Annotated in this window: 13 protein-coding genes; 2 read left to right on the top strand and 11 right to left on the bottom strand. The window is 69.2% G+C overall.

The annotated features are described in order from the left end of the window. The 10 genes from ACN6LM_RS35760 to ACN6LM_RS35715 all read right to left on the bottom strand — a co-directional run. On the bottom strand, window positions 1-406 hold a 406-nt coding region (locus ACN6LM_RS35760; protein ID WP_445069597.1), incomplete at its 3' end, for a CoA-transferase. Next, a complete protein-coding gene (locus ACN6LM_RS35755) occupies window positions 406-1,161 on the bottom strand; it encodes a CoA transferase subunit A (RefSeq protein WP_445069596.1) in 756 nt (251 codons plus the stop codon). The genes ACN6LM_RS35755 and ACN6LM_RS35760, both read right to left, overlap by 1 nt. A gap of 16 nt (window positions 1,162-1,177) precedes the next feature. Beyond that, window positions 1,178-1,933 (bottom strand): SDR family NAD(P)-dependent oxidoreductase, encoded by a 756-nt coding sequence (locus ACN6LM_RS35750; protein WP_445069595.1) that lies wholly within the window; start codon window positions 1,931-1,933, stop codon window positions 1,178-1,180. Beyond that, on the bottom strand, window positions 1,930-2,676 hold the full coding sequence (locus ACN6LM_RS35745; RefSeq protein ID WP_445069594.1) for an SDR family NAD(P)-dependent oxidoreductase: 747 nt from the start codon (window positions 2,674-2,676) through the stop codon (window positions 1,930-1,932). Before ACN6LM_RS35745 ends, ACN6LM_RS35750 begins: the two co-directional genes overlap by 4 nt. Beyond that, a complete protein-coding gene (locus ACN6LM_RS35740) occupies window positions 2,673-3,644 on the bottom strand; it encodes a fumarylacetoacetate hydrolase family protein (protein ID WP_445069593.1) in 972 nt (323 codons plus the stop codon). Before ACN6LM_RS35740 ends, ACN6LM_RS35745 begins: the two co-directional genes overlap by 4 nt. Window positions 3,645-3,810: 166 nt before the next feature. Then, window positions 3,811-4,752, bottom strand: coding sequence for a VOC family protein (locus ACN6LM_RS35735; protein WP_445069592.1), 942 nt, complete (start codon window positions 4,750-4,752; stop codon window positions 3,811-3,813). Between the two features lie 11 nt (window positions 4,753-4,763). Then, window positions 4,764-5,768 carry an amidohydrolase family protein gene (locus tag ACN6LM_RS35730; protein WP_445069591.1) on the bottom strand — a complete coding sequence of 335 codons (1,005 nt, stop codon included), beginning with the start codon at window positions 5,766-5,768 and terminating at the stop codon, window positions 4,764-4,766. Continuing rightward, window positions 5,765-6,895: an FAD-dependent oxidoreductase gene (locus ACN6LM_RS35725; protein ID WP_445069590.1), complete on the bottom strand. Its 1,131-nt coding sequence runs from the start codon at window positions 6,893-6,895 to the stop codon at window positions 5,765-5,767. Before ACN6LM_RS35725 ends, ACN6LM_RS35730 begins: the two co-directional genes overlap by 4 nt. A gap of 39 nt (window positions 6,896-6,934) precedes the next feature. Beyond that, window positions 6,935-7,891, bottom strand: a complete 957-nt coding sequence (locus ACN6LM_RS35720; RefSeq protein ID WP_445069589.1) for a cyclase family protein — start codon at window positions 7,889-7,891, stop codon at window positions 6,935-6,937. Further along, on the bottom strand, window positions 7,888-8,886 hold the full coding sequence (locus ACN6LM_RS35715; RefSeq protein WP_445069588.1) for a fumarylacetoacetate hydrolase family protein: 999 nt from the start codon (window positions 8,884-8,886) through the stop codon (window positions 7,888-7,890). Before ACN6LM_RS35715 ends, ACN6LM_RS35720 begins: the two co-directional genes overlap by 4 nt. 126 nt (window positions 8,887-9,012) lie before the next feature. Here ACN6LM_RS35715 and ACN6LM_RS35710 point away from each other — a divergent pair, with 126 nt between their 5' ends. Next, window positions 9,013-9,927, top strand: coding sequence for a LysR family transcriptional regulator (locus tag ACN6LM_RS35710; RefSeq protein WP_445069587.1), 915 nt, complete (start codon window positions 9,013-9,015; stop codon window positions 9,925-9,927). A gap of 279 nt (window positions 9,928-10,206) precedes the next feature. Here the strand turns inward: ACN6LM_RS35710 and ACN6LM_RS35705 are convergent, their stop codons facing one another. Next, window positions 10,207-11,220 carry a LacI family DNA-binding transcriptional regulator gene (locus ACN6LM_RS35705; RefSeq protein ID WP_445069586.1) on the bottom strand — a complete coding sequence of 338 codons (1,014 nt, stop codon included), beginning with the start codon at window positions 11,218-11,220 and terminating at the stop codon, window positions 10,207-10,209. Window positions 11,221-11,504: 284 nt separating this feature from the next. Between ACN6LM_RS35705 and ACN6LM_RS35700 the strand changes: the two genes are divergently transcribed. Then, window positions 11,505-12,821 carry an ABC transporter substrate-binding protein gene (locus ACN6LM_RS35700; RefSeq protein ID WP_445069585.1) on the top strand — a complete coding sequence of 439 codons (1,317 nt, stop codon included), beginning with the start codon at window positions 11,505-11,507 and terminating at the stop codon, window positions 12,819-12,821. Window positions 12,822-12,860 lie beyond the last annotated feature (39 nt).

The following is a 12,860-nucleotide window of genomic DNA, read 5'->3' as shown; positions in this document are numbered from 1 at the left end:
CGCCATGGACGAGGTCCATGTCGCCGCCCATCCCCTTGACCATCTTCCCCGGGATCATCCAGTTCGCCAGATCACCGGTGGCGGAAACCTGCATGGCGCCGAGGACGGCGGTATCGATGTGTCCCCCGCGGATCATGCCGAAGGAGAGGGCGGAGTCGAAGAACGAGGCACCGGGCAGGACGGTGACGGTCTCCTTGCCGGCGTTGATGAGGTCAGGGTCGACCTCGTGTTCCTCGGGGTAGGGGCCAGTGCCGAGGATGCCGTTCTCGGAGTGCAGCACTACGTGCACACCCGCCGGAACGTGGGCGGGGATGAGGGTGGGCAGGCCGATGCCGAGGTTGACGTACGAGCCGTCCGTCAGTTCGGCAGCGGCTCGCGCTGCCATCTGGTTGCGGGTCCAGGCCATCAGGCGCGCACCGTCCTCTTCTCGATGAGCTTGTCGGCCGCTTGGGCGGTGGTCAGGGGTACGACGCGCTGGACGAAGACGCCGGGGAGGTGCACCTCGTCAGGGTCCAGGCTGCCGGGTTCGACGAGTTCCTCGACCTCGGCGACGGTGATGCGCCCGGCCATGGCAGCGAGCGGGTTGAAGTTGGCGGAGGCGCGGCGGAAGACGAGATTGCCGTGCCGGTCGCCCCGCCAGGCCCGTACCAAGGCGAAGTCGGTGGTGATTGCGTGCTCCAGGACGTGGGTCCGGCCCTCGTACTCCCGGGTCTCCTTGACGGGCGAGGCGACGGCGATGGCGCCGTCGGGGGCGTACCTCCAGGGAAGGCCGCCGTTGGCGACCTGGGTGCCGACACCGGCTGGGGTGTAGAAGGCGGGAATGCCGCAGCCGCCGGCGCGGAGCCGTTCGGCGAGTGTGCCCTGGGGGACGAGTTCGACTTCGAGCTCTCCGCTCAGGTACTGGCGGGCGAACTCCTTGTTCTCGCCGACGTAGGAGCCGGTGACTCGGCAGATGCGCCGCGCCGCCAGCAGGATGCCGAGGCCGCGGTCGTCGACGCCACAGTTGTTGGAGACGACCCGCAGGCGGGTCGCACCTTGGGCGTACAGCGCACGGATCAGGGTCTCGGGGATGCCGTTGAGCCCGAAACCGCCGACGGCGAGTGAGGCACCGTCGGGGATGTCGGCGACGGCGTCGGCAGGTTTCCGGATGACCTTGTCCACGGTTCCGGGTGTCCTTTCAGGTGAGGGGGCCGGGCAGCACGGAGGACCAGCCGCCGTCGAAGACGAGATGGGCGCCGGAGACGCAGGAGGCTTCCTCGGAGGTGAGGAAGGCCGCGATCCGGGCGATGTCCCGAGGGGTTCCGGGAAGGGTGTGCCGGGCCGCGCCGATTCGGGGATGGGCCGCACCCAGCAGGTCCTCGCGAGAACCCTCGGCATCGGCCGGGCCCGGACTGATGCAGTTGGCTCGGATGCCATGCGGGAAGCCCTCGGTGGCGAGCCGGCGGGTCAGTGCACATACCCCTTCCCCTGCGGCGGAAGAGGTGCGGTGGTGGGACAGCGTGTTCCTGACCCCGCCCACTGGAGCGATGGCGACGACGCATCCGCGGCTGCGGGTCAGATGAGGCCACGCGACACGGGCTACGAGCCGCACCGCATCCGGTTCGGAGAGGACGGCGGCACCGGGCTGCTCAGTCAGGGATCCGCACCGCACCGAGTCGGCGCTGGTGAGGACGATATCCACGCCGCCGAACGCCTCCGCCGCCTCCGCCACCCAGTTCCCGACGGAATCGGGCCTGGTGACGTCCAAGGGGCCCGGAGTGAGGGCGGTGCCGCCCTCGCGGCCGATCTGCCGCTGCGTCTCCACTGCCTCGTCGTGCAGTAGATCGCCGCCGACGACCAGAGCGCCCTCAGCGGCGAAGTGGAGAGCCGCGGCCTTCCCCAGTCCGCGGGCGGTGCCCGAGATCAGGGCGACCTTGCCCTCCAGCCGCTTCACCGGCCTGTCCCGTCGAGGAGGGCGTCGGACACCGACTTCACTCCGCCGTGCGAGGTGAGGCCGCCGTCGACCGGGATCTCCGCGCCGGTGATGAAGGACGACTCGTCGGCGAGCAGGAACACCACCAGCGGCGTGACCTCCTCGACGGCTCCCACACGGCCCAGGGGGGTCTCGCGAATGTTGCTCTCCCGGAAGGCGGGAGCAGCGGAGGCCGTCATTTCGGTCTCGATGAACCCGGGATGGATGGTGTTGACCCGGATCCCCCGCGGGCCGAGCTCCAGGGCGGCGGCCTTCGACAGTCCGCGCAGCGCCCACTTGCTCGTCGTGTACGCCACCGGATAGTGGGCGGTCAGCGCGGCCGAAGAGCCGACGTTCACGACGGAGGACCCAGGCGGCATCAGCGGGGCCAAGTGCTGCATCCCGAGGAGCGGGCCGTTGACGTTGACGGCGTGGACGCGGCTCATGTCCTCGGCGGTGACCTCGTTGAGCCGGGCCCGCCAGGTGATGCCGGCGTTGTTGACCAGGCCGTGGACCGCTCCGTAGGTGTCGCGGAGGAAGCCGGCCAAAGCCGCCCAGTCGTCGGCCCGGGTTACGTCGAGCCTCCGGACACCCTCCGCACTGCTCACATCCGTGGCAATGACCGTGGCACCTTCAAGCTCCAGGGCCACCACCTCGGCGGCGCCCTGGCCCCGGGCGGCGCCGGTGACGACGACAACCTTGCCTGTCAGGCGTCCGCCGTTCACGGACGTTCCCGGTTGCGGCGACGGCCCTTTGGCAGGGCTATGGGCTCGGTGCCGGAGACCACACGGGTGGTGAGAGACCCGAGGGCTTCCACGGTGAGGGTGACGGTGTCGCCGGGCCTCAGAGGCGGCGGGACCTGCTCGCCGTTGCGGCCCCACAGTTCGGCGAGGCAACCGCCGTTGCCGCACGTGCCGGAGCCCAGGACGTCGCCGGCGACGATCCGGGTGCCGCGTGAGGCGTAGGCGGCCATCTCCTCGAATGTCCAGCTCATGTTGGACAGTAGGTCGCTGCCCACCCGGTCGCCGTTGACCTCGGCCGTCAGGGCCAGACGCAGGAAACCGTCGGCGTCGCGGTAGGGATCCAACTCGTCGGCGGTCACCAGATAGGGGCCGAGGGTGGTGGCGGAGTCCTTGCCCTTGCACGGGCCGAGACCGACCTGCATCTCGGCGGACTGCAGGTCCCGCGCGGACCAGTCGTTGAACACGGTGTAGCCGACGATGTGCTCCCGAGCCTGCTCCGGCGTCAGGTCCTGGCCCTCGCGGCCGATGACCGCCGCCACCTCCAGCTCGAAGTCGAACGCCGACGAGCCAGGCGGCACGGGAACGTCGTCGTGCGGGCCGAATACGGCCTGCGGGTTGGTGAAGTAGAAGGTCGGCGCCTCGTACCACTGGGCGGGTACTCCGGACTCGCCGCTGACGGAGCGGCGTACCCCCTCGACATGCTCCTCGAAGGTGACGAAGTCCCTTACGGACGAAGGCTGGAGCGGCGGGAGCAGCCGGACCTCGGAGGCGTGTGGTCCGGGCGGCACGTCCAGGGCCTCGGCTCCGGCGGCGAGAAGGCCGGGCAGGCCGTCGGTGTCGCGGATCAGATCCGTCAGTGAGGTGACGCCGGGCAGCGGGAACAGCGTGCCGTCTTCCTCGACGACGGCTACACGGTTCCGGTGCCGGTATGCGTAAGCGGCGAAGCGCATGGTGCGGCTCCCATATGGAGGAACGGGGGGACACGGGACCGGGCCGCACGGTGTGGGGAGACGGCCCGTTGACGGCCCGGGCCCGTGGGCCGGGGCCGGGAACGCGGCGGTAGAGGTCCGGGCAGACCTGTGCCGGTCGCGTCCCCGGGTATCTGGTGGCCGGAGGCTAGACCGGCGGGGCGAGGAAGCAGCCGCGGTCGGGGTCGTTGAACGACTCCTTCGCGACGAGTTCGTTCATCGGGTTGGCGGTGCCCCACTGGTCGGTGACTTCGGGCTGGGAGAAGTCGTAGACGTGGGGGTGCCAGGTGTCCTCGTCGAGGTTCTCCAGCTCGGTGGTGTACTCGACGGTGTTGCCGTGCGGGTCGAGGAAGTACGTAAAGGTGTTGTCACCGGCCATGTGCCGGCCCGGCCCCCAGAGCTTCGTGTGGCCGGCCCGCAGGACCCGGCCCGTGCCGCGCATGTACTCGTCGATACCGCGCATCTCGAAGGAGACATGGTGCAGCGCGGTGTGCGGGCCCTTCGCCAGCGCCATGGAGTGGTGCTGCGAGCTGATCCGCATGAAGTGCATGACCTCACCCATGTGGGGCGAGCTCAGTGTGTCCGACAGTCGGAAGCCGAGGTGCTGCTCGTACCAGGCACGAGTCCGGTCGAGGTCGGGCGAGTTGAGCACGACGTGGGAGAGCTTGACCGGGATCGACTCCTTCTCCTCGATCTTGCGGTGCTCGCGGACCGCCACGTCGGCGGAGACCTCGATGGTGCGCCCGTCGACGTCGAAGAACCGGAATCCGTAGCCGCCGCCCGGCGTATCGACCGAACCGGGCCGCGAGATCAGCTGCACGCCCCCGGCCAGGAGCTGCTCGGCGAGCGTGTCCACGTCGGCCGGGCTCGCAGCACCGTAGGAGACGAGGTCGAGGCGCTTCTCGTCGGCCTTGCGCAGCCGCACGACGTACTGTTCGGGGCTGCCCTCGGCGGCCAGGAAGGAGATGCCGGAGTCCTCGGCGACCTTGGTCAGGCCCCACACCCCGGCGTAGAAGTCGAGCTGCTTGTCGTAGTCGGGCACGGCGAGGTCGACGTGCCGCAGATGGGTCAGCAAGCGGTTGTTCGTCATGGGGTACCTCCTCAGGCGGGGGACAGGTTGAGCAGGGCGGCGGCGTTGGCGCCACGGACGGCGTCGAAGTCGCCCTCGGACAGGGCTGCCGCGCGCAGCGCGCCCAGGGGGTCTTCGGACCCCATGTCGAAGGGGAAGTCGGAACCGAGCAGCACCCGGTCCGCTCCCGCCGCATTCACCAGCGACCGCAGTACGGCCGGGTCGTGCACGAGCGAGTCGAAGTACAGGCGCCGCAGATAGCTGCTGGGCGGCTCGGCGCAGCCGGCCGACGCGTCCGTCCGCGCCCGCCATGCGTGGTCGCTGCGCCCGATGTGGGTGGGCAGGTAGCCGCCGCCGTGAGCCGCGACGATCTTCAGACCGGGGTGGCGGTCGAGGACGCCGGAGAAGATCAGGTGCGAGAGGGCAACGGCGTTCTCGGTGGGCTGCCCGACGGTGTTGGACAGGTACCACCGGTCGAGGCGTTCGTCGAGCGTGCAGCCGAACGGGTGGAGGAACACGACCGCACCCGTCTCCTCGGCGCGCGCCCACAACGGTTCGTAGGCCGGGTCCGACAGCTCCCGGCCGGGCGCGTGGCTGGAGATCTCCACTCCTGAGAGCCCCTGCTCCAGGGCGTGGTCCAGGGCGGGTACGGCCAGCCCGGGGTGCTGCAGAGGGACGAGCCCCAGGCCCCGCAGCCGGTCCGGCGCCGCCGCACAGTGCGTGGCGGTCGCCTCGTTGGCCAGCCGGTAGACCTTCTCGGCTGTGTCCGCGTCGGCCCAGTAGTGGTAGTGGGAGGGCGAGGGGCTGACGAGCTGGACGTCGACGCCCTGGGTGTCCATCCGGGCGAGCCGGACGGCGGGATCGGTCAGGGCCGGGATCCGGTCGCGGACCATGGGGCCGCTGACGGCGAGTGCTTCGGGCCCGTTGCGGCGGGCGTCCAGTGCCCTGGCATCGCCGTGTCCGGGAAGACCCGCGACGAGCGCCTCGATCTCCGGCAGCAGGACGTGGGCGTGCACGTCCACGGTGGGCGCGGTCACGGCAGCTCCCGCAGCATCGTCATCGTGCGGGCCATCAGACCGGGGACATCGGCGTCCCGGACGCCGTCGAGCTGCCACTGGCCGATCTGCACCGATGCCTCCACGACCGGACGGACACGTGCGATCCGCCGCTCGTAGTAGCCCTGGAGCAGCCCGTCGTCCCAGACGTCCGTGGCTGTGAGCATCTGGGCCAGGACCCAGGCGTCCTCCAGCGACAGTGCCGCGCCCTGCGCCAGCGTGGGCGGACAGCAGTGCGCGGCGTCCCCGACCAGCACGACACGTCCCCGGTGCCAGGCTCCTTCGACGAGCAGCCGGTCGAACCAGGTGTAGTTGACCTTCGACGGGTCGGTGATCGTCGCGGTGATCTCCGGCCAGGCACCTCCGTACGTCGATGCGAGGCGCACCATCTCCTGCGCGTACGACTCGACCGGTATGGAGGCGCGGTCGCGGTTCTTCTCAACCACGTACGCGTAGAGCGTGGTCTCGCTGGTCGGGCAGTAGCCGGCGATGAACGCCGGGCCGCCGTAGGCGAGGTCGGTGTGCTGGACCCCGGCGGGCCGGGGTGCGGCGACGCGCCAGATGGCCATGCCGGTAGGTTCGGGCTTTTCGGCGATGCCGATCTGCGCGCGGGTGGCGGAGCCGAGGCCGTCGGCGGCGATCACCAGGTCGTAACGGTGTTCGCTGCCGTCACTGAGCTGGACGGTGACCCCGGAAGCGTCCTGGTTCAGGACCGCGGCGGTCGTGCCCAGCCGCACGGTCGCGCCGCTCGCGCGGACGGCGTCGATGAGGATCTGCTGGAGCCGGGGGCGCTGCATGCCGAGGGTGGCGGGCAGGTCGTCGCCACCGGTGCGCAGGTCGCGCTGGACGTGCAGCACGGTGCCGTCGGGTGCGGTGATCCCGACGGACCCGAACGGGAAACCGGACGTCTTCACCTCCTCCCAGACGCCGAGTTCGCGCAGGACGCGCAGTGCGTTGCCCTGGAGGGTGATGCCGGAGCCTGCGGTGGCGTTCCAGTCGTCCTTCGCTTCGACGAGGTCGACGTCGATTCCGGCGCGGCGCAGCAGGATCGTGGCGGCATTGCCGGCAGCGCCGCCGCCGACGACCAAGACCTTGCGGGGTGTGCTCATGGGGGAACTCCCTTGTTCCTCGGGCTGTTGGCCCCGGGACTACTTGACGGCGACGGGATTGACGGGGGAGCCGACGGCGCCGGTGATGGGCAGGGGAGCGGCGGTCAGCCAGAACTCGTACACACCGTCGGCCGCGCAGTCCTCGGCGAGGGCGTCGAGGTCCCACATCTCGCCGATCAGCAGACCGATGTGCGGGATGGCGACCTGGTGAAGCGGCTGGAAGGCGTGGTCGAACTCGTTGGGCCGCACCTCGAAGCCCCAGGTGTCGGTCGCGATCGCGGCGATCTCGCTGCTATGCAGCCACGACGCGGTGGTGAACGACAGTCCAGGGGCGGTACCACCCGCGTAGTCGCCCCACCCTTCCCGGCGTACCCGCGTGAGCTGGCCGGTGCGTACGAGGACGATGTCCCCGCGCCCGACGCTGACACCACGGGCGTCGGCGGCGGCCGTCAGGTGCTCCTCGGTGATCGCGAAACCGTCGGGCAGTTCGCCGTCCTCGCCGATGGTGCGGCCGATGTCGAGGAGGACGGCGCGTCCCGCCACGTGCGGGGCCAGGTGCTCGATGCCGGTCACCTGGTCGCCGTCGGAGGTCACGACCTGCTCCGCGGGACGACCGTTCCACGCCTTGCCGTGGTCGAAGATGTGGCCGAGCCCGTCCCACTGCGTGGAGCACTGCAGCGGCATGGCGATCACGTCGTCGGCGCCGCCGATGCCATGGGGGAGGCCCTGGTTGCCCAGGGCGGCGTCCGTTCCGGTGTCGAGCATGGTGTGGACCGGGTTGGTACGGCGGCGCCAGCCTTTCTGCGGTCCGTCGATGTCGAAACGCTGGGACAGCGAGAAGCTCACCCCCCGGCGGATGAGAGCGGCGCCTTCCCGGCGCTTGCCCTCGTCGAGGAAGTTCACGGTGCCCAGGCGGTCGTCCTCACCCCAGCGGCCCCAGTTCGAGCATTCATGGGCCGCTGCGGCGATCGCGCCGGCGGGATCGGTACGGTTCACGCTTCCTCCGCGATGCAGCGGGTGCGCTGGGCACCGAGGCCGGTGACGGACGCGTCCATGACGTCGCCGTCGCGCAGCAGCCGGCCCCAGTGCATGCCGTTGCCCGCCGGGGAACCGGTGAGCACGAGGTCCCCCGGCAGAAGCCGGGCGCTCTGGGAGGCGTACGACACAATGCGCGCCACGTCGAAGATCATGTCCTTGGTCGACTCGTCCTGCATGACCTCGCCGTTGAGTTTCAGGGTCAGCTGCAGGTCACTGGTGGCACCGACGGACTCGGCCGGCACGATCCACGGCCCGAGCGGCGTGAAGCCGGGGGCGTTCTTGCTGCGCAGCCAGTCGGTTCCGATCTGCGGCATGTCCCTGCGGAACACGGTCGCCCGGTCGGTCAGGTCGTTCGCGATGGTGTAGCCGGCCACGTACTCCAGCGCTTCGGCGGGCGACACCCGGTGGGCCGGACGGCCGATGACCGCGGCGAGCTCCAGCTCCCAGTCCGGCTTCGTCGCCCACTGGGGAAGCGTGACGTCGTCGTAGGGGCCGGTGACCGAGCTCGGCAGACCGATGAACATGTACGGAAGGTCCTGGGCGGCCCGCCGGTCCATGATCTCGGCAGCCTCGGCGCGCGCCTCCTCATCGGAACGTTCGTCGGACGGGTCCCGGTGCGCGACGTGCAGATCGATGACGTGCTGGCGGTAGTTGGCACCGGACTGGAAGATCTGTCGCGGCTCGACGGGCGCGAGCACACGGAACTCCGACAGAGGCCGGCGGGAGAGACCCGTTTCGACGGCGAGGTCCCGCAGCCGCGGGAGTGCCGTCTGCCATCGTTCCAGCAGTGCCCGCACGGTCAGGGCCGGGTCGGCGAGGGCCGCCCGCAGGTCGAGAACCTGTCCTGCGCGGTCGACGAGAGCGGGAAAAGCCGTGCCGTCGTCTGTCGAAAGCGTGCCGAGCGCGAAAGGCCCGGAGAAGAGCTCATTAGCTGTTTCAGGTTTCACCGACATGTCCTCCCGATTGCGATGGACCTAATCTGGACCCGCAGACGCAATCAGGGAAATCGATTCTATGGATCGCTACCATCTGCTTCACGAATAGTTGATGCTTCATCCCTCCGGACAAGGACATGCGACGTGAACTTGGCAAGCCTCGACCTCAACCTCGTCGTTGCACTCCGTGCCCTCCTTGAGGAGCGCAACGTGACGAGAGCCGGACTGCGCGTCGGACTCAGCCAGCCGGCGATGAGTGCTGCTCTGGCGCGGCTTCGCCGGCACTTCGGCGACGAACTCCTCTCGCGCGTCGGAAGTCAGTACGAGCTCACCGCCCTCGGCCAGGTTCTCCTGGACCGCACCGCCACGGCCTACGACGTGCTCGAACGGCTCTTCGCCAGCCAGGCGGCCTTCGACCCCGCGACCGAGACGCGGGAGTTCCGCATCGTCGCCTCCGATTACGCCGTCGACGTCTTCGGAGTCGAGCTCGCCCGCGTCATCCACGAGGAGGCGCCGGGCATCCGGCTGCGTTTCACCCGCACCCCCATCACCGTCGTCGATGACACCACCAGCCTGCTCAGCGCCACCGACGGACTGCTCATGCCCCACGGCGTCATCAGCGACTTTCCCGCCACCGACCTCTACGACGACCGATGGGTGTTCGTCGTCTCCGAGCATCACCCCAGCGTCGAGGACCGGCTCACCCGACAGGACCTGGCACGACTTCCCTGGGTCACCTATCAGCGCACCTACGACGCCCCCGCCGTACGGCAATTGGGCATGCTGGGCATCGAACCGCACGTCGAGGTCTCCGTGGACAGCTTCCATGCCCTGCCAGCCCTCGTCGCCGGCACCCGCCGCATTGCCCTGATCCAGGCCCGCCTGGCCAGGCTTCTCGCACCTCTCGCCCCTGTACGGGTGCTCGATCCTCCCTACGAAGCCGTCCCGCTGCGCGAAGCTCTCTGGTGGCACCCCGTCCATACCCACGACGCCGCGCACATCTGGTTGCGCGAAACCGCGGCCAGGGTCGGCCGACGGATCGCCGACTCGGACGGGTGAGCGCCGCAGCTTAGCTGCCACCGGGAAGCCATCCACGGGGTGGATCGAATCCATCCCGGACTTCGATGACGCAAGGGGTGGGCAGGCCTCTCACTGGTGCGCATAGTCGAAGATGTCCCAACTCGGGCGACGTCGTGCGCGGGCGGATGCCCAGGCATGGGCTCTTCTACGTCCTCGCCTTTCCGGAGCGTTTCCATGCCCGCGGTGCTGTCCTCCGTTCCCCACGTCGCGTGGCCGCCGCCCATACGCGGGGAGCGCGCCGGCTCTGGGAAGCGTTGTCTAGGAGCCTTGCGGCGTGGCGGTGCTCCGTCGCACGACCAGCCGCGGAGTCATCGTGGTCCGCATGGCGCGGTCGCGTCGTCCTTCGACCCGCTCGATCAGCATCCTGGCCGCTGTCGCTCCCATGTCATGACCGGCTTGGTCGACGCTGGTGAGCTGGACGGGAGCGAGCGAGGCGATCGCGGTGTTGTTGTAGCCCACGAGCGAAACGTCGTCGGGGACGGACAGGCCCAAGTCGTCGGCGGCGCGGTAGACGCCCAGTGCCGCGACGTCGGCTCCGGTGAGGACGGCTGTGGGCCGTTGGGTGCCGGACAGCAGCGCCAGCCCGGCAGCGTGGCCGCCGTCGTCGGAGTAGGCGGCGTGATGCACGCGCGCGCGGTCGGCGAGACCGTGGCGGTCCATGGCCTGAAGATACCCGTCGGTCAGTGCGATCTCGGGGGGCCGCTGCCAACGGCCGGTCTTGCTGCCAGCGGCCGAAACCAGCGCGATGTCCTCGTGCCCGAGCGAAACGAGGTGATCCACGACCAAGCCCGCGCCGAGATCGTCAGCGTCGACGACCGAATCATGCACGTCGGACGTGTCATGGTGGCCGATGACCACCGTGGGTGTGGCGGCTGCCGTGGCCAGTACCTCGGCCCGCGGCGTCCCCGGAGCGATGAGGATCAAGCCGTCCATCTGGCGATCCACCATCGACCGGATCGTGCGCGACTGCTCATCCGCCCCGAATCCGGCCGCTCCGATCAGCACGGTGTATTCGCTTTCCTTCAGCGCGTCACGGATGCCGTCGAGGATGTCGGCGAAGAAGGCGTTCCGTACGTTGTCGAGCAGCACTCCGATCGTGTACGTGCGGCCGCGCATGCCGCGGGCAGCGGCATGGGGGCGGTAACCCAGCTCTTCCATGGCGGTCCGAACGCGCTCCTGCATCGCCGGACTCACGCCGTAGGCATTGCGCATGACCTTGGACACGGCCGCGGTCGAGACGCCGACATGGCGGGCCACGTCGGTGATCGTCACCCGCTTGGGGTTCTTGGGCGAACTGCTCGCGGACAAGGGAACCGGATCTCCTCGACTCTAGTGCAACGTTCTACGGCAGCGACCCCAGAGACATGTCATCCGGTCGGCTGCCGCACGGCGATGTTACGCGTCTGTGTCTTGACGATGCCAGTCGGATGGGGTCAAGGTGTTGCCGAACCCGGATGGAGAACGTTCTACAAATCTCCGTTCCGTCGTGGCGCTTCGGCCACCCGGCGTCTGTCTCGTCGCCCTCTCTCTTCTCGCACCCTCTCTGGGAGTCACCAGTGCCCCACCGCATGATCCGCGCTCGCCGCGCGCGACTGACCCTCTTCTCGGCCGGTGTCACGTCCCTGGCCGTACTCGCCACCGCCTGCGGCGGAAGCGGCGGCGGCGCTTCCGCTGCACCCAAGGACTTCAAGTACCTCAGCGTGACGGAGAACACCACCACCCGTGCGGCACTGACCACCCTCTCCAAGGGCTCCTGCAAGGCGGAGAACGACGCTCTGCCCCTCAAGGTCGAAACCGTGCCGCAGTCGCAGCTCGACCAGAAGCTGCAGCTGCTCGCCGGCCAGAAGGCCCTGCCCAGCCAGTTCGCCGCCGGCAACGCCCCCGCCCTGACCAAGCAACTCGCCAAGTCGGGCCATGTCGCCGACCTCGACGTCGAACTGGAGCGACTCGGCGTGGCCGACCAGCTCGAACCGGCCGCTGTTTCCACGATCAAGGCGCTCTACGGCGGCAAGCTGCAGGTGCTGCCCTACGAGTACAACATCGAGGGAATCTTCTACAACAAGAAGCTCTTCAAGGAGAACGGCATCGCGGTCCCCGGCACCTGGGACGAGCTGGTGGCCGCTGCGGGCAAGCTGAACTCCAAGGGCATCCAGCCGTTTTCCGCCTCCGGCGCCCAGGGCTGGCCGCTCACCCGCCTCATCAGCGGCTACCTGTACCGCAGCCTCGGCCCCGACGCGCTCGACGCCGTCGACCTCGGCAACGCCCAGCTGACCGATCCCGAGTACGTCAAGGCGGCTGAAGAGATCGCTGCCCTGGGGAAGAAGGGGTACTTCGGCAAGGGTGTCGGCTCCATCGACTACGACACCGCGATGAACCAGTTCCTCACCGGCAAGTCCGCCATGTTCTACATGGGCAGCTGGGCCCTGGCCAACATCTCCGACCCGAAGCAGAACAAGGTCGGCGCCGAGAACGTCGGGTTCATGCCCTTCCCGGCTGTCAAGGGCGGAGCCGGGTCCGTCGACCAGTACCCGTCCAACGTGGGCCTGGCCATCGCGCTCAACTCCAAGCACTTCGACAAGAAGACGGACGCCTGGGTCAGCTGCATCACCAAGAACTACGGCAGCACCGCACTGAAGGACAACGGCTCGATCTCCGGCTTCAAGGTCAACACTCCGGTCAAGGACGCCAACGCAGTCACCAGCACCGTCCGCAAGACGATCAGCTCGTCCAAGCAGAACGTCCTGTGGTTCGAGGCGCTCTTCAGCACCAAGGCGACCACGGTCAGCCAGACCAACGCCGCGGGCCTCGTCAACGGAAGCATGAGCCCCAAGCAGTTCATGGAGACCGTCCAGGCCGCTCTCAGCAGTAACTGATCTGTGGCCGGCGGCCTGCCGCGCACGGCGTGCCGCCGG

Source organism: Streptomyces sp. SAS_281 (genome assembly GCF_052542855.1).
Note: the sequence above shows the minus strand (reverse complement) of the source record. Positions and strands in the feature narration are given on the sequence as shown.